This window comes from Pseudomonas sp. GW821-FHT09C08 (genome assembly GCF_059418125.1).
Genome location: NZ_JBWKPG010000001.1, coordinates 1,536,681 through 1,557,979, shown reverse-complemented (window position 1 = coordinate 1,557,979; position 21,299 = coordinate 1,536,681). Strand labels below are relative to the sequence as shown.

Below are 21,299 nucleotides of genomic sequence, written 5' to 3'. Positions count from 1 at the left end.
ACGCATATCCAAACACCTCAGATTTGGACGCCATCATAGCGCCCGATTGAGGTGTCCAAAATCATTAGGCCAGTTCAAGCCCGCTCCCACAGTAGATGAGTCACTGCTTGGAGAGGGTATGCAGATCAAAAATGTGGGAGCTGGCTTGCCAGCGATAGCGGTGGTTCAGCAATGAAGAGGTGGCTGACGGGTCGCCATCGCAGGCAAGCCCGCTCCCACAGTTGATCGAGTCACTGCTTGGAGAGGGTATGGAGATCAAAAATGTGGAAGCTGGCTTGCCAGCGATAGCGGTGGTTCAGCAATGAAGAGGTGGCTGACGGGTCGCCATCGCTGGCAAGCCAGCTCCCACAGTTGATCGAGTCACGGCTTGGAAGGGGTATGGAGATCAAATTGTGGGAGCGGGCTTGCTCGCGAATGCAGTCTTTCAGTCGAAGATGTATTCATTGAACCACCGCTTTCGCGAGCAAGCCCGCTCCCACATTTAGACCGTGCCCGGCCTCAGGGCTTCCAGGTCTGCACATCCTTGGCGTCTACCGCCTTGGGCAGCAAGCCGGCCTTGAAGAACGCGTCGGCAATTTTCTGCTGCTCACCCAACTGATCGAGCGTCACCGGTTGCACCTGATAACTGCGGTGCGCATTGGCCGCTTCTACGGTGGCCACGTCCAGGTTGCCCCACAACGGGCCGAGGATTTTCGCCGCGTCCTGCGGGTTTTTCTTCACCCACTCGCCGGTTTTCTCCAGCTGCGCGTACACCACTTTCAACACCTCGGGATGCGCCTTGGCGTACGGCGTCCCGGTCAGGTAGTAACGCTTGTAACTGGCCAGCCCGGCGCCGTCGGCCAAGGTGCGTGTCGGCAATTGACGCTGCACGCTGGTCAGGAAGGGTTCCCAGGTGACCCACGCATCCACCTTGTTGTTCTCGAACGCCGCGCGACCATCGGCCGGCGACAGGTACGCAGGCTCGATATCCGAAAAGGCCAGCCCCGCCTTGGCCAGCGCCGCGATCAGCAAATAGTGGGTGCCGGCCGCCTTGGTCACCGCGATTTTCTTGCCTTTCAAATCCGCCAGTTGCTGGATCGGCGAATCCTTGCGCACCACGATGGCCTGGGCCGAAGGCGAGGGCGCTTCCTGGGCGAAGTAGGTGAGTTTGGCCTGGGCCGCCTGGGCGAAGATCGGCACGGTATCCGCCACATCGGCGCTGATGTCGACGTTGCCCACGTTCAGCGCTTCGAGCAGCGGCAGGCCGCTGGGGAACTCGTGCCAGCTCACATCAATGTTGTCGGCCTTGAGGGCTTGTTCCAGGCTGCCCTGGGTTTTCAGCAGGGTGATCAGGGTCGAGGATTTCTGGTAGCCGATGCGCAGGGTTTCCTGGGCTTCGGCGCTGATGGCAACGGAAAAGGCCAGCAACCCTAAAACGACGGCGAGGGGACGGCGAATGGACATGGCGAGCTCGATCTTCAGCGAAATATCGCCAAGCATAAAGTTCTAAAAACTATTCGATAAATACTCTTTCGATCTTAGCTTAGGGCGCTTTTCGCACAGTCCTGCGAATTCGGCATAACCATAGAATTATAGAGTTCTTTCATAATCGCTCGTCATTAATATAATCAAGTTCGCTTATTTGCCAGGCCTTATGCCGCGTTTTGGCATATGCAGCTTCTTTCACTTCTTCTATGCCAAGGCCTTTTCATGACGTTCAAGAAACTCATTCTCGCCGCCAGCCTGCTGTTTGCCGCAGCGGCGGCCCATGCCGAGCAGACCCTGGATATCAGCTACCAGCGCTCATCCACCCTGTGGATCCTGCTCAAGCAAAATGGCCAGCTGGAACAGCGCCTCAAGCCGCTGGGGTTCACGGTCAACTGGCATGAATTCAGCACCGGCCTGCTCAGCTCGTTGAACGCCGGCAGTGTCGATCTGCATGCGGATGTCGCCGACGCCTTCGCCTTGTTCACCCAGGCCGCCGATGCGCCGCTGACCTACTACGCGCAGGAAAACGCGTCGCCCGGCGCGCAGGCGATCATCGTGCAGGATAAATCGCCGATCCACAGCGTTGCCGACCTCAAGGGCAAGACCGTCGCCGTGTCCAAAGGCTCGGGCAGCAATTTCCTGCTGATCAGTGCGCTGAAAAAAGCCGGGCTGACCCTTGCCGATATCACCCCGCGTTACCTCGAAGCCCCCGACGGCGGCGCGGCGTTCGCCAATGGCAGCGTGGACGCCTGGGTGATCTGGGACCCGTTCTACGCCACCCAGCAACTCGACCACCACGCGCGCGTGATTGCCGACGGCAGCGACGGCCAGGCCAATTACAACCGCTTCTACCTGGCCACGACCCGGTTCGCCAAGGCGCATCCGGACGTGTTGCAGGTGACGTTCGACACCCTGCGCGAGACCGGCCAATGGGTCAAAGCCCATCCCAAGGAGGCCGCTGAAATTCTCGGTCCGCTGTGGGGCAACATCGCCCCGGCGACGGTGGAGCGCGCCAACAGCCGCCGCAGCTACGACATCATCCCGGTCAAGGTGGACAACCTCGCCGAACAGCAACGCATTGCCGACTACTACTACGCCGCCAAGCTGATTCCCAAGCCGCTCAAAGTCTCTGATATCACCGTGTGGACGCCGAAGCCATGAGCCGCCAGATCCACTTGTCAGCCTTCCTGCTGAGCGGGCCCGTGGTGCACAGCCATGCGGTGTGGCGCCATCCGGAAACTGTCGGCAATTACCTCGATCCCGAGTACTACGCGCGAGTGGCCAAGGTGGTGGAGGAGGGGCTGTTCGACTTTCTGTTCTTCGCCGATCGCCTGGCGGTGGGCGACCAGATGGGCGGCTCCCGCGAGTTGGCCTTGCGCTACGGCGCCCAGGACGCCACGCGCCTCGACCCGCTGCCGATCCTCTCCTACCTGATCGGCCAGACCCGCAAGTTGGGCCTGGGCGCGACGCGGTCCACCACCTATTACGAACCGGCACACATCGCCCGCGAGTTTGCCACCCTCGACCACCTGTCCAAGGGCCGCGCGGCCTGGAATATCGTCACCTCGATGAACGACAGCGAAGGGCGCCTGTTTGGCAAGGACAAGCACCTGGAACACGACCTGCGCTATGATCGCGCCGATGAATTTGTCGAAGTCGCGCTGAAGCTCTGGAACAGCTGGGGCAAGGACGCATTGAAGCTCGATCGTGCCAGCGGCGTGCTCGCCGACCCGGTGTTGATCCAGTCGGTGCAGCACCAGGGCGAGTGGTTCAAGGTCGAGGGCCCGCTGAATATTCCGCGCACGCCCCAGGGGCGGCCAGTGCTGATCCAGGCCGGTTCCTCCGGACGTGGCCGTCGGTTTGGCGCGCGCTGGGCCGAAGCGATTTTCACCATTCACCCGCACCTGGCAGCCATGCGCGCGTTTCGCGATGACGTGCGCGCGCAGGTCGTGCAGCAAGGCCGCGAGGCCGACAGTTGCAAGGTGCTGACAGCGGTGATGCCGTTCATTGGCGGCAGCGAAGCCGAAGCCCGCGCCAAGCGCGACCAGCACAACGCCCTGGCGCGTCCCGAGCTGGGCCTGGTGACGCTGGCTTCGCAGTTGAATGTGGACCTGTCGCCCTTCCCGTTGAGCGCCACGCTGGCGGAAATCGCGCAGTCGCCGCTGATCCATCCGGCTGCTGCGGAAAAGCTGCTGATGCAAGGCCCGCAGACCACCCTGGAACAACTCGGCCGGATCTTCGCCAGCAGCGTGCGCGTGCCGCAACTGGTAGGCACCGGGGCGCAGATCGCCGACCAACTGGCCGAACTGTTCGAGCAGGGCGGTTGCGACGGGTTTGTAATTTCGCCGGGTTATTTGCCGGGGTCGTTCACTGAGTTTGTCGAGAGTGTGATTCCGCACCTGCAGCGCAAAGGCTTGTTCCGCAAAGCGTATGAGGGCTCCACGCTGCGCGAGCACTTGGGACTGGCTGACGTGCAGGCCTGAGCGCAACTTGCGCGACACACGCGCTTTTTTGTGGGGACCGAGCTTTTTTGTGGTGAGCAGTTTTTTTGTGGCAAGCCCGCTTTTTTGTGGCGAGCGGGCTTGCCCCGCGTTGGGGCGCGCAGCGCCCCCAAAACCCAACCCCGCGGTGTACCTGGAAGAACGCGGTGACTGTATTTGGGGCCGCTGCGCAGCCCAACGCGGGGCAAGCCCGCTCACCACAGGTAAGCCCGCTCACCACATCCAAGCGGGCTCACCACAGGCAATCCCACTCACCACAGGCAAGCGGGCTCACCACAGGCAAGCCCACTCACCACAGACGAGCGGGCTCACCACAGAAAAGCCCGCTTACCGCATGACCAACAACATCAATTTAAAAGGGATATTGAGCATGGCCACTTTCGATCACTTGACCCGTCGCCGCCTGCTCGGCATGGCCGGCCTGACCCTGGCTGGTCTGTCGCTGCCCGGCCTGGGCTTTGCCGCCGATGAACACGCCGGCCACAACACGCCCCAGGAGCCCGCCGGCACCGGAGACTTCATCCGCCTGGACGCGCCGCGCAAGCTGAAACTGGCCGTCAACCTCAACGCCGTGTGCCTGGCCCCGGTGGTGATCGCCCACGGCCAGGGCTTTTTCACCAAGCACAATCTCGACGTGGAGCTGGTCAACTTCGGCAACTCCACCGAAGTGCTGCTCGAAGCCATCGCCACCGGCAAGGCGGATGCGGGCGTGGGCATGGCGCTGCGGTGGCTCAAGGCGCTGGAGCAGGGCTTTGATGTGAAGCTCACTGCCGGCACGCATGGCGGTTGCCTGCGTTTGCTCAGTGCCGTGAACGGCGGCGTGAGCAAGCTCGAAGACCTCAAGGGCAAGGCCATCGGCGTGACCGACATGGCCAGCCCGGACCGCAATTTCTTTTCGATCCTGCTGAAAAAGCACGGCGTCGACCCGGTGCGCGATGTCGAATGGCGCCTCTACCCGGCCGACCTGCTGGGCACTGCGCTGGAGCGTGGCGAAGTGCAGGCGGTGAGCGGCAGTGACCCGTTCATGTACCGCCTGATCAAGTCCGGCGTGGCACGCGAGCTGTCCACCAACCTGGTGGAGGAATACGCCAACCTCAGCTGCTGCGTGGTCGGTGTCACCGGCAAGCTGGTGCGTGAAGACAAACGCGTAGTGGCGGCGCTGACCCAGGCGATTCTCGAAGCCCATGACTATTCCGTGCAGCACCCGGAGGCCGTCGCCAAGGGCTTCCAGGCCTATGCGCTGAACACCTCCACCGAAGAAGTGCAGGCGATCCTCCACGACCACACCCACGGCCACCATGCGGTCGGCGCGGCATTGACCCAGGAGATCACCACCTACGTCACCGACCTGAAAACCGTCGAAGTGATCAGCAAGGGCACCGACCCGGTGGAATTCGCCAAGGAGATCACCGCCGATGTCTTCAGCTGACGCCACAACCCTCAATCCGCCCGTGGCTCTCAAGGTCGGCTGGCAGGGCGCCGCCGTGGTGGCGGCCTGGGTGGCCGTCGCGCTGTTGATCAGCTATTGGCCCAACGCGACGCGCAATTGGCCGATGACCCAGGGCCTGGCGAATCTGTGCGTCGGCGTAGCGGTCGTGTTTATCCTGCTGAGCCTGCTCGGGCGCAAATTGACCAGGCTCGGGCAGCGCCTGCGCACGGCGGCGCCTTGGCTGATCGCCTTGCCGGCGCTGCTGGGCCTCTGGGAATTGCTCACCGCCAAACTGGCGTTGTTGCCGGTGCCGTTCTTTGCCCCACCGCAGGCCTTGCTCGCGGTGTACCTCGAAGACTACGCGCGGCTGGCCGACAGCCTGCTGCATTCGGCAGTGTTGCTGGGCTCCGGCGTGGCGCTGGGCGCCGCCACCGGCTTTGTCGCCGGCGTAGCCATCGGCTGGTCCACGCGGATCGGTTACTGGCTGCACCCGGTGTTGCGCATTCTCGGTCCGGTGCCGTCGACGGCGTTGTTGCCGCTGTGCTTTTTCCTGTTTCCCAGCAGCTGGAGCGCCAGCGTGTTCCTGATCGCGCTGGCCACCTGGTTTCCGGTCACGGTGCTGACCTGGTCCGGCGTCGCCAGCGTCGACAAAGCTTATTACGACGTGGCGCGCACCTTGGGCGCGAAGCAGGGCTTTCTGATTTTCAAGGTGGCGATTCCCGCCGCGTTGCCCCACGTTTTCGTCGGTCTGTTCATGGGCCTTGGCGCGTCGTTTTCCACCCTGGTCGTGGCGGAGATGATGGGCGTGAAATCCGGCATCGGCTGGTACCTGCAGTGGGCCCAGGGCTGGGCCGCCTACGCGAATATGTACGCTGCACTGTTGATCATGGCGTTGGCCTGTTCGGGGTTGATCACCGGGTTGTTCCTGGTGCGCGATCGGTTGTTGGCCTGGCAAAAAGGAACGATGAAATGGTAGCCCTGGCAACTGCAGTCGCCGCTTCCACGGGGTTGGCACTGCGTATTGAAAACCTCAGCCATGGCTTTGCCCTGGACGGTCAGCACCTGCCGGTATTGGAGCGGGTCTCCCTGGATGTTGCACCGGGCGAGTTCGTGGCGTTGCTCGGGCCTTCGGGCTGTGGCAAATCCACCTTGCTGCGCCTGGTGGCCGGCCTCGAACCTGCGGATGCCGGCAAGCTGCTGGCCGACGGCGAGGCCATCCTCGGCCCCGACCCGAGCCGCGTGGTGGTTTTCCAGGACCCGACCCTGTACCCGTGGCGCCGCGTGTGGGACAACGTTGCCATTGGCCTGGAAGCCCAGGGCCTGCTCAAGACCCATGCCGGCAAGGTCGACGAGGCGCTGGAAAAAGTCGGTCTCAGCCAGTTTGCCCGTGCCTACCCTCGGCAATTGTCTGGCGGCATGGCGCAACGTGTCGCGCTGGCGCGTGCGCTGGTCAACCAGCCGCGCTTGCTGATCCTCGATGAGCCCCTGGGCAAGCTCGATTCGCTGACGCGTATCACCATGCAAAAGGAACTCATCGACCTGTGGCAGCGCCAGGGCTACACGGCATTGCTGGTCACCCACGATGTGGAAGAGGCGCTGCTGCTGGCCAATCGGGTGATTGTGTTCAGCGACCGCCCGGCGAAAATCCAGGCGCAACTGCACATCGACAGGCCGTATCCACGGCACCGCGACGACCCGTATCTGGTCGATTTGCGGCGGCAGATTCTTGGCCTGCTGGGGCTCGGAGAAAGCTGGTAGTCAGCGCGCATCTTTCAGCGCAATGGTCTGGCTGGTCGCGCTCAACACACCGGCGCGCTCGGCCAGGTAGCGCGCCGGCGGCTGGCCCACCGCCTTGCGGAACATGGTGATAAAGCCGCTGGCATTCTCATAGCCCAGGTCCAGGGCCACGGCTTGCACGCTCTGACCTTTGGCCAGGCGCTGCAACGACAGGATCACATGCAACTGCCGTCGCCAACGGCCGAAACTCAAGCCCAACTCCTCAAGCAGCAGGCGCGTCATGCTGCGCTCGCTCATGCCGATGCGCACCGCCCATTGGCCAAGCGTGGCCTTGTCGGCGGGTTCGGCCAGCAGGCTGTCGGCCAGGCGCCGCAGCCTCGGGTCCCGGGGCATCGGCAGGTGCAGCGCTTCGATGGGGGCAGCGGCCAGCTCGTCCAGCAGCGTGTTGATCAAGCGGCCCTGGGCGCCGGCCTCGTCATACAGCTGCGGGAAACTCACCGCCTTGCTGATCAACTCATGCAACAGGCCGGACACTGCCAGGGTGCAGCACTGCGGGGGCAGGGCGCAGGCGGCATCGGGGTCGATCAGCAGGCAATAGACTTCCGCCTCACCCGAGCCGCGCGCCGCATGGCAGGTGCCGCCGGGAATCCACAGTGCGCATTGCGGCGGCACGATCCAGATTCCCGCTTCGATTTCGCAATGGATCACCCCGCGCAGGGTGTACATCAACTGGCCTTTGCGGTGCGCGTGTTGCGCGTGTTCCCAGGTGTCCGAGGCGCTGGTGGCACCTACCGCGACCACGGCACGCGGGAACACGTCGGCATCCTTGGCCATCAGCGGGTCGTGCAAGTCCAGGCGGTGGTGTCTCATGGCGCGTTCGCAGTTTGGCTGAATTGCGAAACAGTCTGGCTATTCTGTGCAATGCCGTCCAGTTCCGGGCTCATTATAGTGAGAGTCACTCTCATTAAGGAGCTTGGCCATGCGACTCGACAGTACAACGTTCCCCGTGGTGAAAATCGTGTTTGACGCCCCCAACGAAGGCGGGCCGGAGGATGCGTTCCTGGCCTTTGAGCGCCTGTTGGCGAGGGAGCAAGCCTTCATGCTGCTGCACGAAAAATCCGCCGATGAAAACAATCACGAGCACTCCCACGAAGAGCGCAAGCAGGCGTCGATCTGGATGAAAAAGAACAAACAGGCGCTGCGCACGTTCGTCAAAGGCATGATCCAGGTCGAGCCCAGCGCCGCGCAACGCCTGGCCCTCAAGCCGTTTGCGGTCATGTTCGGCAAGGCCTGGGGCTATCCGCTGCTGGTGGTCGAATCCAAGGACCAGGCCTGGGCACTGGCGCGCGATGTGCTGGATGAGCAGGTGTCGGACGTGGCGCATTTCTGAGCTGCGCCAATACAAGCCTGTGGGCGCTGGCTTGCCTGCAATGGCGGTGTGTCAGGCACCTGATGCATCAGCTGACACACCGCCTTCGCGAGCAAGCCCGCTCCCACATTGGATTCGGGTCGGGCTCAGGCATCCGGGTGCATGGAGATCAAAGGTGGGGATTGGGGTAGCGCCTAGGCACCTGAGTGCATGGAGATCAAAAAGTGGGAGCTGGCTTGCCTGCGAAGGCGGTGTGTCAGGCACCTGATGCATCAACTGACACTCTGCCTTCGCGAGCAAGCCCGCTCCCACATTGGATTGAGGTGGGGCCTGGGCATCCAGGTGCATGGAGATCAAAGGTGGGGATTGAGGTGGCGGCTAGGCACCTGGGTGTATGGAGATCAAAAGGTGGGAGCTGGCTTGCCTGCGAAAGCGGTGTGTCAGGGACCTCATGCATCAGCTGACACACTGCCTTCGCGGGCAAGCCCGCTCCCACATTGGATTGGGGGTGGGCCTGGGCATCCAGGTGCATGGAGATCAAAGGTGGGGATTGAGGTGGCGGCTAGGCGCCTGGGTGTATGGAGATCAAAAAGTGGGAGCTGGATTGCCTGCGAAAGCGGTGTGTCAGGCGCCGGATGCATCAGCTGACACACTGCCTTCGCGGGCAAGCCCGCTCCCACATTGGATTGGGGTGGGGCTTAGGGATCCGGGTGCATGGAGATCAAAGGTGGGGATTGGGCTGGCGCCCAGGCACCTGGGTGTATGGAGATCAAAAAGTGGGAGCTGGCTTGCCTGCGAAGGCGGTGTGTCAGGCAATTGATGGATCAACTGACACACCGCCTTCGCGAGCAAGCCCGCTCCCACAGGGGGGCGGTGGCGGCCTTAGTCCACGCAGATCGCGCGGCCCAGTTGGCCTTTTTCTACGGTTGCCGAGCAGCCGAAATGTCCGTTGTCCACCTGGCATGCACCGGTTACCGGGCCGTTGCCGGATTGGGTCGTCACGCTGGTCTGGCACTCGCCTTCGCACTGGCTGGAGTCGGTGCAGGCCTTGCCGGCGTCCTGGTACGGTGTAACGCACTTCCAGCTCTGCAGCTTGCCAACTTGCTTCATGGTGCCGCCGCCGGCCAGGCAGGCAGACGCGGTGGAATCCTGGGCGGGCGGTGTTGCAGAGCACGCCGATAGCAACAGCAGGGCGGCCAGGCCGATCATCAATTTCATGCAAATGTCCTCGTGGAGTTAGCGCAACGGTGCAGTGTACGGGCAATTGGACTACTTTGAATGACGAGCGATCCCTCCCGGTACTGACCCATGCACACGTTATGGAAACGCTATGTGGCACTGCTGGAAAACGACCTGAGCACGCAAATCTTCGACAATGTGAAGAACCTGCTGGTGTGCGCACTGCTGTTTGCAGCGGGGACTAATACAGTGCTCGGGCAGCGTGACTTGTTTATCGGCGTGTTCGCCTCCAGCGTGGCCGGTTGGGGGCTGATCATCCTGTCGTCGCTGTTGTTGGTGCTGAACGTGAGCGACGGCATTCGCAGGCTTTCCAAACTGCGCTACCACCTCGTGCTGCAACTGCTGATGATCCTGGTTTACCTGGTGATTGCCGAACGCATGGTCGAGATAGTCTGGGGCTTCCGCGCGCATTGAAGTATCCTCCGCGGCCCGCTTCCCATTGATTCAAAGACAGATGACAGCACAAGACATGCAGGCGATGCTTTCGTCGATCCTCGACGAAGTGCGCCCACTGATCGGCCAGGGCAAAGTCGCCGACTATATCCCCGCCTTGGCCGACGTACCCGCCAACCAGCTCGGCATTGCAGTGTACGGCAACGACGGTTCGGCGTACTGCGCAGGCGATGCCGATACGCTGTTCTCGGTGCAGAGTATTTCCAAGGTATTCAGCCTGGTACAGGCCATCGACCACGGCGGCGAAACCATCTGGGAGCGCCTGGGCCACGAGCCGTCGGGGCAGCCGTTCAACTCCATGGTGCAGCTGGAATTCGAACGCGGCCGCCCGCGCAATCCCTTCATCAACGCTGGCGCGCTGGTGATCTGTGACATCAACCAGTCGCGCTTCGCCGTGCCGATCCTGTCGATGCGCGATTTCGTGCGGCGTCTGTCGGGCAACCCGCAGATCCTGGTGAACAGCATCGTCGCCGACTCCGAAGCCCAGCACGGCGCGCGCAATGCGGCCATGGCTTACCTGATGAAATCCTTCGGCAACTTCCATAACGATGTCGACGCGGTGCTGCACAGTTACTTCAATTACTGCGCGCTGCAGATGAGCTGCCTGGACTTGGCCAAGGCCTTCAGCTTCCTGGCCAACGAAGGCGTGAGTGCCCACAGCGGCGAACAGATCCTCACCGCGCGCCAGACCAAGCAAGTCAACTCGATCATGGCCACCAGCGGCCTGTACGACGAGGCGGGCAACTTTGCCTATCGCGTCGGCTTGCCGGGCAAGAGCGGCGTCGGCGGCGGGATCGTCGCGGTGGTGCCGGGGCAGTTCACGGTGTGCGTATGGTCGCCGGAGTTGAACGCGGCGGGGAACTCGCTGGCGGGGATGAAGGCGTTGGAGTTGTTGAGCGAGCGGATTGGTTGGTCGGTGTTTTGAGGTTATAAAGGTGTTCCAGGCCGTTCCTGCGCTGCGTGGGAACGAGCATTTCTGCAGTGTCCAGATAGGTATCTTCATGGCTTACGAACTTCACATCGCCCGTGCCGACAGCCATGCAATTGCGCCTGAAGAGTGGCGCGCGTTGTGTGCCAGCGATCCAACCCTGGAGCTGCAGGACGAGGTGACCGGCATTAATCCCACTACCGGTGCGGTGATTTCCATGGGCGGAAATCAAACCGCCTACTGGACCTCTCCCACCACGCAGCAGGCTTACTATTTTGACTACCGGCGTGGTGAGATTGCCTTTGTGTACAGCGATGAAGCGATCGTGAAAGCCAAGGCTATTGCTCAATCGTTTGCCGCGACTATCAGGGGCGACGAGGGTGAGGCGTACTGACAGGCCTAGGCTTTGCGCGGCTTCATGAACAAATCCATCATCAAATACAGCGCGCCCACGGTGATTGCGATATCGGCAATATTGAACACGCCGGTATGGGCCGGCCCGACGTTCAGCACCATGTAATCAACCACGTGCCCGTCGCGAAAGACGCGGTCGATCAGGTTGGCAATGCCGCCTAGGGCGATGGCGTACAGCGGCAGGACTTTGCGCAGGGGCTGGTTCCAGTTGGAAAGGGACCACCACAGTGCCCAAGCCACTACGACAGCCACGCCGACGATGAAAATCAGCTGTTTGACCTGCGGCGGCAACGCGGCGCCCAGGCTGAGGAACGCGCCGGGATTCAGGCTCAATTCGAGTGCCAGGTTGATCGGGTTGGCGCCGATTTTGAAGCTGTGGGCGTGCAGTGAAACCAGGGCCAGCAGTTTGACGAGTTGGTCCACGGCAATAAAGGCGAGGCCGGCGAGGAGGGCGAAGGTGCGGCCTCGCAGTAGGGGCGACGTGCTCAAGCGGTAACTTCCTGTTTCAGGCTTTCGATAGAGCGCCCGAAGATAGCTCAGGCGCTGTATCGCGTCCATCGTCACGCCGCCGGATGGGCCACGCTCAGTGCCTTGTCCACCAGCAGTTGTACCCCGTCGAGCATACGGCAGATACCCAGCGCGACATTGCGTTGAGTCCCGTCGATCTCGAACGCCAGGTGAGTGGCGATGTCGCTGATGCAGGCCAGGTCCTGGGAGGCGTTGACCAGCAGGGTTTCGGTGCCCAGGTCGGCGCGCACGGTGAAGAGTCCGTCGTTGGATTCGGGCGTGGCGGGTTTTGGGTTGAGGTAGTGATCGATGGCGCGGTAGGCCACTTCGTGCAGGGTGCTGGTGTCGAAATCGGGATGGCTTGGGGGGTTGGGGCTGTCTTTAATCATGGTGGAATCTCTCCGGGAATGGAGCTGCCACGATTCGCGGTCAAACGAGAGAGGGTGGCAGCTATACGCGGGTTGACCGACCGGTCCCAAAGTAGCCCGGCATACCCGAAGGTATCCCGCGTACAGCTGCCGCGACACGATACAACAGGCGTACACAAAACGCCTGATTCGATGTGGCACAGATGCATTTGGGAGGGCGGACGGTCAAATCCGGCCGCTGAATTGGCAGCGACGACGAGAGGTTAGCCAGCACCTTGGCGAGCCACAACCTGAAAGCCTTGTCGGAAAAGTCCGAGAGCCGCATGCGCGGGGCACCGTTTATCGGCGGGTTGATTCAGTCAATCTCGGTGCGGCGTGGCAGTCCATGGGTGCCTGTGAGCTGATCACGGCGGGGGCTTGTTGATTGGGGTTGGGCTGGAAACAGCGGGAGTGCTGCGCACTCCAACGCGGGGCAAGCCCGCTCACCACAAAAAAACAAGGGGGGGGCTAGTTTTTGGGTTTTTTCGGGGGCTTTGACCCGGGGATAATCATGGCGACCTCTTGCTGGTAGCGTCGGTACCGCTCACCGAACAGCGTCACCAGGTCCTTTTCTTCAAAGCGTGCGCCGATGAAGATATAAACCGTCATTCCGACCGCAAACAACAGATGCCCGGCGGTCATGTGTGGCGTTGCCCAGAAGGCAATCAGGAAACCCAGGTACAGGGGGTGACGCACGAGCTTGTAAAACAGTGGCGTCGTAAACACCGGCGGCTGTGACGTGGGCTTGCGCCAACGGTCGATGGCCTGCTTGAGCCCGAACAGCTCAAAGTGGTTGATCAAAAACGTTGCCAGCAACGCGATGCCCCAGCCCAGCCAGAACAGGCCCATCAACAGGGCATCGGCCCAGGCGGCTTCAACCTTCCAGACACTCGCCGTAATGGGCTGCCACAGCCAGAACATCAACCCCAGCACCAGGCTGCTGAGCAGCACGTACGTGGAGCGTTCAACCGGCGCCGGGATGAACCCTGCCAGCCATTGCTTGAAACCCCGGCGCGCCATGACCGTGTGCTGGGCGCCGAACAGCATGATCAGCGCGGCATTGATCAACACGGCGGTCGGCCACTCACCGGGTGGGCCGTCGTTGATGTGCTTGGGCACCCCGATCTCGCCGACAAAGCCGATCAGGTACACGCAGGTGCACAGGAATACGAGGTAGCAGCAGGCGCTGTACACCAGCCCGAGCATTCGGGCGGTGTGTGGAGGATGTTCGAGGTTCATGGATGTCCTTCTCACTCAGTTGATCGCCCGCAATCCCAGCAGGCCAGCCAATGCATCTGGGCTAAGCCTAGCGAGTTTTGCGCGAGCGGTAACCTGTGAGAATTGACAGTCTGCAGCGTGCCTGGGAATAGGATTCAGCTGATATTGAGCCGGTCCAGCAGGCTGTACCACGCTACCCCCGCGCCAATGTAGAACCGCTGCAACCCGTGCATCGGCAAGCGTTGCAACGGTGTCACCGGGTAGGCGAACTCCGCGTGGCTGTCGCACAAGCGTGCGGCCAATTGCTGCCCCAGGCTGGTACACAGCGCGATGCCGCGGCCATTGCAGCCCAACGCCAGGGTGAGCCCCGGCGCGGGCTGGTGCACGTGGGGCATGAAGTCGCGGGTGATTGCGATGCGCCCGGCCCAGCGGTACTCGAATTCCAGCGGGCCCAATTGCGGAAAGAGCAGTGCCAGGGAGCGCTCCAGGTGGGCAAAGTCGGCCGGTGATGTGGGATCGTTGAACAACCCGCGCCCGCCCATCAATAAGCGTCCATGACTGTCTTTGCGAAAGTACAGCAGCAGCCGTTGCGCGGTGGACACGGTTTCCTGTCCCGGCAGGATACACTCTGCCGCGCGCCCACTCAGCGGCTTGGTGGCGACGATAAAACTGTTCGCCGCCAGAATGCTCTGCGCCATCCCCGGCCACAGGTTGCCGCTGTAGCCGTTGGTGGCCAGCACCACTTGATCAGCCGTGACCTGAGCCCCCCCAGCCGTCTGCAGTTGCCATCCGCCGCCGTGGTGCTGCAACCCTGTCACCGCACTGTGCCCATGAATGCGCACACCCGCCGCCAATGCCGCGCCGACCAGCCCACGGGCATACGCCAGCGGCTGAATCGCCCCGGCACGGCCGTCCAGCCAGCCGCCAGCGAACGCCTCGCTGCCCATGCGCGCGGCCACCGCTGCTGCATCCAGGCGCTGCACCGGCACGCCGCGTCGCGCCCATTGCTCGGCTCGCGCATGCAGCCCGGCCACGCCCTTTTGCGTGTACGACACCTGCATCCAGCCCTTGCGCACCGGCGCGCAATCAATGCCGTGCTTGTCGATCAACCTGAACACCAGGTCCGCCGAATTCGACACCGTCGAGATCAGTGGCTCGGCGCGCTCCGGTCCGAACATCTGCACCAGTTGCTCCGGGTCGTATTTGAGTGTCGGGTTGACCTGTCCACCGTTACGCCCCGAGGCGCCCCAGCCCGGCTCATTCGCCTCCAGCACGCATACACTGACCCCGCGCTCGGCCAAGTGCAGCGCCGTCGACAGGCCGGTATAGCCCGCCCCGACAATCGCCACGTCGACCTTCAGCGACTCCGCCAGCGCGGGCGTTGGCAGCACGGACGGCGCCGTCGCCGACCACAACGACTTCATGACAGGCTCCTTGCAGTGCCGGTGGGGTGCAGCACGCGTCGCAGAAAATCCTGGGTGCGCGCGTGCTGCGGGTCGCCCAGCACCTGCTCGGCCGGGCCGCTCTCGACGATGTAGCCGCCATGCAGGAAGCACACGCGGTCGGCCACTTCGCGGGCAAAGCCCATCTCGTGGGTGACCACGATCATGGTCATGCCTTCGTCGGCCAGGGTGCGCATCACCGCCAGCACATCGCCGACCAGTTCCGGGTCGAGGGCCGAGGTGGGTTCGTCGAACAGCATGGCTTCGGGTTTCATCGCCAGGGCGCGGGCGATAGCCACGCGCTGTTGCTGACCGCCGGAGAGTTGTTCCGGGTAGGCGTCGGCCTTGGCACTCAGGCCGACTTTTTCCAGCAGCACCAGGGCTTCCTCGCGCGCTTGCCCAGGTGACTCGCCCTTGACGTACACCGGGCCTTCCATCACGTTTTCCAGCACCGTGCGGTGCGGGAACAGGTTGAAGCGCTGGAACACCATGCCCATGCGGCTGCGCAGGGCGTGCACGGTCTTGCTGCCGCGCTGCACGGTTTCACCGAACACGCTGATCGTGCCGCCGTCGTAGGCTTCCAGTGCATTGATACAGCGCAGCAGGGTGGATTTGCCCGAGCCCGAGGGGCCGATCAGGCACACCACTTCGCCCTTGGCCACGTCGAGGTCGACGCCGTGCAATACGCGGTGGCTGCCGTAATGTTTTTGCAGCTGACGAATCTCGATCATGCTTTTTTCCTCCGGCCCAAGTGCTGTTCCATACGGCGCAGGCCATACACCAGCGGCAGGCTCATCAGCAGGTAGAGCAGGGCGACCAGGGTGTAGACGGTCATGTTCTGGAAGGTCGACGAGGCGATCAGTTGGCCCTGGCGGGTCATCTCGGCGACGGTGATGGTCGACACCAGGGACGAGTCCTTGAGCATCATCACCAGGGTGTTGCCGTAGGGCGGCAAGGCAATGCGAAACGCCTGCGGCAGGATCACCCGGCGCATCATCAACGCCGAGCGCATGCCCAGGGCTTCGGCGGCTTCGCGCTGGCCCTGTTCGACCGCAATGATGCCGGTGCGAAAGTTCTCGGCCTGGTACGCCGAATAGGCGATGCCCATGCCGATCACCCCGGCGTAGAACGCCGTGAGGTGCACGCCCATGTCCGGCAGGACGAAGTAGATGTAGAACAGCTGCACGATGATCGGCAGGCCACGGATCACGTTGATGATGGTGCTCGCTGTCCACGACAGCGCGCGGATCGGCGACAGCTTGAGCAACGCCAGCACCAGGCCGATGGCGCTGCTGAGCAGGAACGACAGCACGGTGATCTGGATCGTCACCCAGGCGCCCTGCAGCAGAATCGGCAGGAAATCCTGGGCGTTCTGCAGGAACTCAGCCAGGTTCATGGGCGCACCTGGGTATCAAGTCCCCACTTCTTGAGGATGCTGTCCAAGGTGCCGTCGGCCTTGATGCTGGCGATGGCAGTGTTCAGGCGTTCGAGGGTTTGCGCGTCGCCCTTGCGCACTACCAGGCAGACCTCGCCGACGTTGACCGGTTGGTAGTCGGCGGCGAGTTTCACGCCTTTGAACAGTTTCTGGCGGATCTGGTACGCCACCACTGGCTGGTCGCCAACGGCGGCCTTGATGCGGCCCAGGGACAGGTCGCGGACCATCTCGCCAATCGAGTCGTAGGTGCGGATTTCCTTGAAGATGCCGAGCTTGTTCAGTTGATCGTAAAAGATCGTGCCAGCCTGCACGCCGACCACCTGGTCCTTCAATGGGGTGAGGTCGGGGTAGGCGGTGTTGTCTTCGGCGTTGATGATCAAGCCTTCACCGTAGGCATATACCGGGGCGCTGAAATCGACGACCTTGGTGCGTTCTTCGGTCTTGAGCATGCCGGCGGAGATGAAGTCGAGCTTGCCGGAGGTGAGAGAGGGGATCAGCGCGGCGAAGTTGGTCTGTTCGATCTGGCTGGTGAAGCCGCCGACCTTGCCGACGGCTTCAGCCACGTCGACCATCACCCCCTGGATGCTGTTGCTCTTGATATCGAGGAAGGTGAACGGCGAACCACTGGCCGTTGCACCGACTTTGTACGTGGACGCACTTTCTGCGTGCGCGGCGCTGACGCAGAGCGTGGCGCACACGGCGAAGGCGAGGCGGCGAAACACGGGCGAAAGACTGTTCATCGGGTTACTCCAAAAGGAAAACGGAAAGTCAGTAGCGCAAGCGGCTGCCGATGAAACCGCAAGCTCTGTGCCATTTCGATTGGAGTAAATCGAATATCGCCACGTAAAATCGACAAAATGAACTTGTCGTATCGATATGCGATATTTTGTGGTCTATTTTTGCGATTTAGGGTAGAAATATCGCCACGCCTGATCGTCCTGACCGCGAGTCCGCCATGTCCGAAGAACGCAACAGTTTGCACAACCAATCCCTGGAAAAAGGCCTGTCGGTGCTCAAGGCATTCAGCGCCCAGCGCCGCAGCATGAGCCTTGCAGAGGTGGCCGAGGCCGCCGGCATGACCAAAAGCTCGGCCCAGCGCATGGTGTTTACCCTTGAAAGCCTGGGTTACCTTCGGAAACACTCGCGCACCCGGCATTACCAACTCACCCCGCGCGTGCTGGAGTTGGGCTTCAGTTACCTGGACGCGCATTCGCTGATCGAAGTGGCCAACCCGTTCCTGTCCGAACTGACGCGGCTGACCGGCGAAACCTCATGCCTGACTGAGCCTGCGGGCTACGACATGACCTATATCGCGCGGTTCGTCAGCGCGGGCTTTGTGCCGGTGCACATGCCGATCGGCTCGCGAGTGCCGATGTACTGCACGGCGTCGGGGCGCGCGTATTTGAGCGCGTTGCCTACGGATGAAGCGTTGGCGCTGATCGAGCACAGCCAGCGCATTGCGCACACCAGCCAGACATTGACCGAGGTCGACAGGATCCTGGAATCGTTGCAGCAGGTGCGTGAGCAGGGCTATGCGGTCAATGCCCAGGAGCTGTTCCTCGGCGACATGACCATCGGCGCACCGGTGCTGGGCGCGAATGGCCGGCCAGTGGCGGCGGTGCATGTGGTGGCGCCGACCAGTCGCTGGAGTCGGGCGGACGCGGAGAAGCAGTTGGCGCCGGCGTTGTTGCAGTGCTCAAGGGCGTTGAGCAATTCGGCGCGCAATCTTGAATAGCCCCATTCTCAAGAACACGGCCAATTCAATGTGGGAGCGGGCTTGCTCGCGAATGCGGTGTATCAGTCGCCAGATGCAGTGACTGGCACACCGCATTCGCGAGCAAGCCCGCTCCCACATTTTGATCTTCATTGTTCTTTGATAGTTATGTGAGCCCCAACAAAAAATGCGCCCCTTGGGGCGCATTTTTTTGTTCGGTCAGCCATCGCCTATCAGGCAATCGCGTCCCAAGCCCGATCACCGTGCTCGTCTTTGATTCGAGTCGGCAGGCCCATCACGTCCAGCGCCTTGAGGAACGGCTCAGCCGGCAGTTCCTCGACGTTGGCCATGCGTTGCACATCCCATTCACCACGGGCTACCAGCAGCGCAGCAGCGACCGGAGGCACGCCTGCGGTGTAGGAGATGCCCTGGCTGTCGGTCTCGGCGAAGGCTTCTTCGTGATCCGCCACGTTGTAGATGAACACCTCGTGCGGCTGGCCGTTCCTGGTGCCCTTGACCAGGTCGCCGATGCAGGTCTTGCCGGTGTAGCCAGGCGCCAGCGACGACGGGTCGGGCAGCACGGCCTTGACCAGTTTCAGCGGCACGACTTCCAGGCCTTCGGCGGTGGTGACCGGCTTTTCGGAGAGCAGGCCGAGGTTTTTCAGCACGGTGAACACGTTGATGTAGTGTTCGCCGAAGCTCATCCAGAACCGCACGTTGGGCACGTCGAGGTTTTTCGACAGCGAGTGCACTTCATCGTGGCCGGTCAGATAGAGGTTCTGCGAGCCGACTACCGGCAGGTCGTCGGTGCGCTTGACTTCGAACATGGTGTTGCTGGTCCACTGGCTGTTCTGCCAGCTCCACACCTGTCCGGTGAATTCGCGGAAGTTGATTTCCGGATCGAAATTGGTGGCGAAGTATTTGCCATGGGAGCCGGCATTGACGTCGAGAATGTCGATCGAATCAATGCGGTCGAAATGCTGTTGCTGCGCCAGCGCGGCGTACGCGTTGACGACACCCGGGTCGAAGCCCACGCCAAGGATGGCGGTGATGTTCTTCTGTTTGCACTCTTCCAGGTGGTTCCATTCGTAGTTGCCGTACCACGGCGGGGTCTCGCAGACCTTGCCCGGCTCTTCGTGGATGGCGGTGTCGAGGTACGCGACGCCCGTGTCGATGCAGGCACGCAGGACCGACATGTTGAGGAACGCGGAACCCACGTTGATGACGATCTGCGATTGTGTCTCGCGGATCAGGGCCTTGGTCGCTTCCACGTCCAAAGCGTTCAGCGCGAAGGCCTGGATGTCGGCGGGTACCTTGAGGCTACCCTTGGCCTTGACGCTGTCGATGATGGCCTGGCATTTGGAGATGTTGCGCGACGCGATAGCAATACCACCGAGTTCGTCGTTGTGCTGCGCGCACTTGTGGGCCACCACCTTGGCGACACCTCCTGCACCAATGATAAGAACGTTCTTTTTCAATTGCTTTATCTCTCCTTTATCCGCCAGCTTACGAAAGGCTGGACAGGTAGTCGTCGTAACCAAATTCACGAACCACTTCGACTGTACCGTCGAGTTGTTTCACTACGATGGACGGCATTTTCAGGCCGTTGAACCAGTTTTTCTTGACCATGGTGTAGCCCGCGGTGTCGATGAACGACAGCCGATCGCCGATGGCCAGCGGACGATCAAATTGGTACTCGCCGAAGATGTCCCCGGCCAGGCAGGATTTGCCGCACACCATGTAGGTGTGTTCGCCCTCGCTCGGTGCCAGCTTGGCGTTGAGGCGGTAGATCAGCAGGTCCAGCAGGTGCGCTTCGATGGAGCTGTCGACCACGGCGAGGTGTTTGCCGTTGTAGAGGGTGTCGAGCACGGTCACTTCCAGCGAGGCGCTGTTGGTGATCGCCGCTTCGCCGGGCTCCAGGTAGACCTGCACGCCGTACTTCTCGGAGAACGCCTTCAGGCGCGCGCAGAATGCGTCCAGCGCATAGCCTTCACCGGTGAAGTGGATGCCGCCGCCGAGGCTGACCCACTTGACCTTGTGCAACAGCGCGCCGAAGCGCTCTTCGATGGTGCCGAGCATTTTGTCGAACAGGCTGAAGTCGCCGTTCTCGCAGTTGTTGTGGAACATGAAGCCTGAGATCTGCTCGATCACGCCTTCGATCTTCTCCGGGTCCCATTCGCCCAGGCGGCTGAACGGGCGCGCCGGGTCGGCCAGCAGGTAGTCGGAGCTGCTCACCTGCGGGTTGACGCGCAGGCCACGGGTCTTGCCTTCGCTGCGTTCGGCAAAACGCTGCAGCTGGCTGATCGAGTTGAAGATGATCTTGTCGCAGTTATCCAGCATCTCTTCGATTTCATCGTCGGCCCAGGCCACGCTGTAGGCGTGCGCCTCGCCTTCGAACTTCTGGCGACCGAGCTTGAGCTCATACAGCGACGACGAGGTGGTGCCGTCCATGTATTGCTGCATCAGGTCGAACACCGACCAGGTGGCAAAGCACTTGAGCGCCAGCAGGGCCTTGGCGCCGGACTGTTCGCGCACGTAAGCGATCTTCTGCATGTTGACCAGAAGCTTCTGTTTATCGATGAGGTAGTACGGCGTTTTGATCATTTTTGAGAGCCTGCGGCGGTGCCTGCCAAAAAAGGACACGCATTGTGCCCGCACTTGGATCAGATCGAAAGGTTAGTGGGCGGATTTTGCTGCGCCGCCTTTAATCTGGCCTGCGAATATGACAGCCCGTGAGGATGATGAACGGTCATGGTGATTGAGCCAGGCTGGGGCGACGAGAGGTGAGAATGGACGCATGGACAGTGCACTGGCTGGAGGCTTCGGGCTGCCTGGCCGAGTTTCGTCAGGCATTGACGGGAGAATTCGACATCGCCTGTCAGGCCATTTCCCGATACCTGCCTGCCCAGGACCTCCTGGCGATCGCACTCGACAAAGGATGGCTCCACACCCCCCTGTAGGAGCCGGCAAGCTGGCTCTTGAAGGTTATCGGTGACATCAAACTGTCATCTGCCCACCATGTGACTGCCATATTCCCTC

General features: G+C 61.8%; 23 protein-coding genes. 11 read left to right on the top strand and 12 right to left on the bottom strand.

Annotated elements, in window-relative coordinates:
• Positions 1 to 498: 498 nt before the first annotated feature.
• Positions 499 to 1,443: an aliphatic sulfonate ABC transporter substrate-binding protein gene (locus AC07OJ_RS06630; RefSeq protein WP_495094250.1), complete on the bottom strand. Its 945-nt coding sequence runs from the start codon at positions 1,441 to 1,443 to the stop codon at positions 499 to 501.
• 246 nt (positions 1,444 to 1,689) lie between these two features.
• On the opposite strand from AC07OJ_RS06630, the gene AC07OJ_RS06625 reads away from it, so the two are divergent.
• From AC07OJ_RS06625 to AC07OJ_RS06605, 5 genes are all read left to right on the top strand, one after another.
• Positions 1,690 to 2,628 (top strand): aliphatic sulfonate ABC transporter substrate-binding protein, encoded by a 939-nt coding sequence (locus tag AC07OJ_RS06625; protein ID WP_495094249.1) that lies wholly within the window; start codon positions 1,690 to 1,692, stop codon positions 2,626 to 2,628.
• Complete coding sequence (locus tag AC07OJ_RS06620; RefSeq protein WP_495094248.1) at positions 2,625 to 3,950, top strand: LLM class flavin-dependent oxidoreductase; 1,326 nt, start codon at positions 2,625 to 2,627, stop codon at positions 3,948 to 3,950. The genes AC07OJ_RS06625 and AC07OJ_RS06620 overlap by 4 nt, the downstream gene beginning before the upstream one ends.
• 388 nt (positions 3,951 to 4,338) lie before the next feature.
• Positions 4,339 to 5,397 (top strand): ABC transporter substrate-binding protein, encoded by a 1,059-nt coding sequence (locus tag AC07OJ_RS06615; protein WP_213553821.1) that lies wholly within the window; start codon positions 4,339 to 4,341, stop codon positions 5,395 to 5,397.
• Positions 5,384 to 6,373, top strand: a complete 990-nt coding sequence (locus AC07OJ_RS06610; RefSeq protein ID WP_120448929.1) for an ABC transporter permease — start codon at positions 5,384 to 5,386, stop codon at positions 6,371 to 6,373. Before AC07OJ_RS06615 ends, AC07OJ_RS06610 begins: the two co-directional genes overlap by 14 nt.
• The gene (locus tag AC07OJ_RS06605; RefSeq protein ID WP_065907542.1) at positions 6,367 to 7,155 is read left to right on the top strand and encodes an ABC transporter ATP-binding protein; all 789 of its coding nucleotides are present in this window, start codon (positions 6,367 to 6,369) and stop codon (positions 7,153 to 7,155) included. The genes AC07OJ_RS06610 and AC07OJ_RS06605 overlap by 7 nt, the downstream gene beginning before the upstream one ends.
• On the opposite strand, the gene AC07OJ_RS06600 is transcribed toward AC07OJ_RS06605, so the two are convergent.
• A complete protein-coding gene (locus AC07OJ_RS06600; RefSeq protein WP_065907544.1) occupies positions 7,156 to 8,004 on the bottom strand; it encodes an AraC family transcriptional regulator in 849 nt (282 codons plus the stop codon). It lies immediately after the preceding gene.
• Positions 8,005 to 8,113: 109 nt separating this feature from the next.
• Here AC07OJ_RS06600 and AC07OJ_RS06595 point away from each other — a divergent pair, with 109 nt between their 5' ends.
• Positions 8,114 to 8,524 (top strand): hypothetical protein, encoded by a 411-nt coding sequence (locus tag AC07OJ_RS06595; protein ID WP_065907546.1) that lies wholly within the window; start codon positions 8,114 to 8,116, stop codon positions 8,522 to 8,524.
• 861 nt (positions 8,525 to 9,385) lie between these two features.
• Here AC07OJ_RS06595 and AC07OJ_RS06590 read toward each other — a convergent pair.
• Positions 9,386 to 9,721, bottom strand: coding sequence for a hypothetical protein (locus tag AC07OJ_RS06590; protein ID WP_495094247.1), 336 nt, complete (start codon positions 9,719 to 9,721; stop codon positions 9,386 to 9,388).
• A 90-nt stretch (positions 9,722 to 9,811) separates the two neighbouring features.
• Between AC07OJ_RS06590 and AC07OJ_RS06585 the strand changes: the two genes are divergently transcribed.
• The 3 genes from AC07OJ_RS06585 to AC07OJ_RS06575 all read left to right on the top strand — a co-directional run bounded on the left by AC07OJ_RS06585 (position 9,812) and on the right by AC07OJ_RS06575 (position 11,517).
• Positions 9,812 to 10,156, top strand: coding sequence for a hypothetical protein (locus AC07OJ_RS06585; RefSeq protein ID WP_065907561.1), 345 nt, complete (start codon positions 9,812 to 9,814; stop codon positions 10,154 to 10,156).
• A gap of 55 nt (positions 10,157 to 10,211) precedes the next feature.
• Entirely contained in the window at positions 10,212 to 11,120 is a 909-nt protein-coding gene (gene glsB / locus AC07OJ_RS06580) for a glutaminase B (RefSeq protein WP_495094273.1), read from the top strand.
• Positions 11,121 to 11,196: 76 nt separating this feature from the next.
• Positions 11,197 to 11,517 carry a hypothetical protein gene (locus AC07OJ_RS06575; protein WP_213553818.1) on the top strand — a complete coding sequence of 107 codons (321 nt, stop codon included), beginning with the start codon at positions 11,197 to 11,199 and terminating at the stop codon, positions 11,515 to 11,517.
• Positions 11,518 to 11,522: 5 nt separating this feature from the next.
• Here AC07OJ_RS06575 and AC07OJ_RS06570 read toward each other — a convergent pair whose 3' ends face one another.
• The 7 genes from AC07OJ_RS06570 to AC07OJ_RS06540 all read right to left on the bottom strand — a co-directional run bounded on the left by AC07OJ_RS06570 (position 11,523) and on the right by AC07OJ_RS06540 (position 17,286).
• Complete coding sequence (locus tag AC07OJ_RS06570) at positions 11,523 to 12,026, bottom strand: signal peptidase II (RefSeq protein ID WP_201145093.1); 504 nt, start codon at positions 12,024 to 12,026, stop codon at positions 11,523 to 11,525.
• A gap of 71 nt (positions 12,027 to 12,097) precedes the next feature.
• Complete coding sequence (locus tag AC07OJ_RS06565) at positions 12,098 to 12,433, bottom strand: DUF6124 family protein (RefSeq protein ID WP_495094246.1); 336 nt, start codon at positions 12,431 to 12,433, stop codon at positions 12,098 to 12,100.
• Between the two features lie 486 nt (positions 12,434 to 12,919).
• Positions 12,920 to 13,690: a methanethiol S-methyltransferase gene (gene mddA / locus AC07OJ_RS06560; protein ID WP_495094245.1), complete on the bottom strand. Its 771-nt coding sequence runs from the start codon at positions 13,688 to 13,690 to the stop codon at positions 12,920 to 12,922.
• A gap of 134 nt (positions 13,691 to 13,824) precedes the next feature.
• Positions 13,825 to 15,093 carry an NAD(P)/FAD-dependent oxidoreductase gene (locus tag AC07OJ_RS06555; RefSeq protein ID WP_495094244.1) on the bottom strand — a complete coding sequence of 423 codons (1,269 nt, stop codon included), beginning with the start codon at positions 15,091 to 15,093 and terminating at the stop codon, positions 13,825 to 13,827.
• A complete protein-coding gene (locus AC07OJ_RS06550; RefSeq protein WP_065907571.1) occupies positions 15,090 to 15,842 on the bottom strand; it encodes an amino acid ABC transporter ATP-binding protein in 753 nt (250 codons plus the stop codon). Before AC07OJ_RS06550 ends, AC07OJ_RS06555 begins: the two co-directional genes overlap by 4 nt.
• Positions 15,839 to 16,507 (bottom strand): amino acid ABC transporter permease, encoded by a 669-nt coding sequence (locus AC07OJ_RS06545; protein WP_065907573.1) that lies wholly within the window; start codon positions 16,505 to 16,507, stop codon positions 15,839 to 15,841. The genes AC07OJ_RS06550 and AC07OJ_RS06545 overlap by 4 nt, the downstream gene beginning before the upstream one ends.
• Positions 16,504 to 17,286, bottom strand: a complete 783-nt coding sequence (locus AC07OJ_RS06540) for an ABC transporter substrate-binding protein (RefSeq protein ID WP_495094243.1) — start codon at positions 17,284 to 17,286, stop codon at positions 16,504 to 16,506. The genes AC07OJ_RS06545 and AC07OJ_RS06540 overlap by 4 nt, the downstream gene beginning before the upstream one ends.
• A 215-nt stretch (positions 17,287 to 17,501) precedes the next feature.
• Here AC07OJ_RS06540 and AC07OJ_RS06535 point away from each other — a divergent pair, with 215 nt between their 5' ends.
• The gene (locus AC07OJ_RS06535) at positions 17,502 to 18,281 is read left to right on the top strand and encodes an IclR family transcriptional regulator (protein WP_065907576.1); all 780 of its coding nucleotides are present in this window, start codon (positions 17,502 to 17,504) and stop codon (positions 18,279 to 18,281) included.
• Positions 18,282 to 18,493: 212 nt separating this feature from the next.
• Here AC07OJ_RS06535 and AC07OJ_RS06530 read toward each other — a convergent pair whose 3' ends face one another.
• Positions 18,494 to 19,738: a saccharopine dehydrogenase family protein gene (locus AC07OJ_RS06530; protein WP_495094242.1), complete on the bottom strand. Its 1,245-nt coding sequence runs from the start codon at positions 19,736 to 19,738 to the stop codon at positions 18,494 to 18,496.
• Positions 19,739 to 19,766: 28 nt separating this feature from the next.
• Positions 19,767 to 20,864: a carboxynorspermidine decarboxylase gene (locus tag AC07OJ_RS06525; protein ID WP_106803504.1), complete on the bottom strand. Its 1,098-nt coding sequence runs from the start codon at positions 20,862 to 20,864 to the stop codon at positions 19,767 to 19,769.
• Positions 20,865 to 21,049: 185 nt separating this feature from the next.
• Between AC07OJ_RS06525 and AC07OJ_RS06520 the strand changes: the two genes are divergently transcribed.
• A complete protein-coding gene (locus AC07OJ_RS06520) occupies positions 21,050 to 21,220 on the top strand; it encodes a hypothetical protein (protein ID WP_495094241.1) in 171 nt (56 codons plus the stop codon).
• The last annotated feature ends 79 nt before the right edge of the window (positions 21,221 to 21,299 follow it).

Excerpts from the sequence above, each read along its gene's own strand:
- AC07OJ_RS06630 (WP_495094250.1), bottom strand. The coding sequence starts at position 1,443 with ATGTCCATTCGCCGTCCCCTCGCCGTCGTTTTAGGGTTGCTGGCCTTT.
- AC07OJ_RS06625 (WP_495094249.1), top strand. The coding sequence starts at position 1,690 with ATGACGTTCAAGAAACTCATTCTCGCCGCCAGCCTGCTGTTTGCCGCA.
- AC07OJ_RS06620 (WP_495094248.1), top strand. The coding sequence starts at position 2,625 with ATGAGCCGCCAGATCCACTTGTCAGCCTTCCTGCTGAGCGGGCCCGTG.
- AC07OJ_RS06615 (WP_213553821.1), top strand. The coding sequence starts at position 4,339 with ATGGCCACTTTCGATCACTTGACCCGTCGCCGCCTGCTCGGCATGGCC.
- AC07OJ_RS06610 (WP_120448929.1), top strand. The coding sequence starts at position 5,384 with ATGTCTTCAGCTGACGCCACAACCCTCAATCCGCCCGTGGCTCTCAAG.
- AC07OJ_RS06605 (WP_065907542.1), top strand. The coding sequence starts at position 6,367 with ATGGTAGCCCTGGCAACTGCAGTCGCCGCTTCCACGGGGTTGGCACTG.
- AC07OJ_RS06600 (WP_065907544.1), bottom strand. The coding sequence starts at position 8,004 with ATGAGACACCACCGCCTGGACTTGCACGACCCGCTGATGGCCAAGGAT.
- AC07OJ_RS06595 (WP_065907546.1), top strand. The coding sequence starts at position 8,114 with ATGCGACTCGACAGTACAACGTTCCCCGTGGTGAAAATCGTGTTTGAC.
- AC07OJ_RS06590 (WP_495094247.1), bottom strand. The coding sequence starts at position 9,721 with ATGAAATTGATGATCGGCCTGGCCGCCCTGCTGTTGCTATCGGCGTGC.
- AC07OJ_RS06585 (WP_065907561.1), top strand. The coding sequence starts at position 9,812 with ATGCACACGTTATGGAAACGCTATGTGGCACTGCTGGAAAACGACCTG.
- glsB (WP_495094273.1), top strand. The coding sequence starts at position 10,212 with ATGCAGGCGATGCTTTCGTCGATCCTCGACGAAGTGCGCCCACTGATC.
- AC07OJ_RS06575 (WP_213553818.1), top strand. The coding sequence starts at position 11,197 with ATGGCTTACGAACTTCACATCGCCCGTGCCGACAGCCATGCAATTGCG.
- AC07OJ_RS06565 (WP_495094246.1), bottom strand. The coding sequence starts at position 12,433 with ATGATTAAAGACAGCCCCAACCCCCCAAGCCATCCCGATTTCGACACC.
- mddA (WP_495094245.1), bottom strand. The coding sequence starts at position 13,690 with ATGAACCTCGAACATCCTCCACACACCGCCCGAATGCTCGGGCTGGTG.
- AC07OJ_RS06555 (WP_495094244.1), bottom strand. The coding sequence starts at position 15,093 with ATGAAGTCGTTGTGGTCGGCGACGGCGCCGTCCGTGCTGCCAACGCCC.
- AC07OJ_RS06550 (WP_065907571.1), bottom strand. The coding sequence starts at position 15,842 with ATGATCGAGATTCGTCAGCTGCAAAAACATTACGGCAGCCACCGCGTA.
- AC07OJ_RS06545 (WP_065907573.1), bottom strand. The coding sequence starts at position 16,507 with ATGAACCTGGCTGAGTTCCTGCAGAACGCCCAGGATTTCCTGCCGATT.
- AC07OJ_RS06540 (WP_495094243.1), bottom strand. The coding sequence starts at position 17,286 with ATGAACAGTCTTTCGCCCGTGTTTCGCCGCCTCGCCTTCGCCGTGTGC.
- AC07OJ_RS06535 (WP_065907576.1), top strand. The coding sequence starts at position 17,502 with ATGTCCGAAGAACGCAACAGTTTGCACAACCAATCCCTGGAAAAAGGC.
- AC07OJ_RS06525 (WP_106803504.1), bottom strand. The coding sequence starts at position 20,864 with ATGATCAAAACGCCGTACTACCTCATCGATAAACAGAAGCTTCTGGTC.
- AC07OJ_RS06520 (WP_495094241.1), top strand. The coding sequence starts at position 21,050 with ATGGACGCATGGACAGTGCACTGGCTGGAGGCTTCGGGCTGCCTGGCC.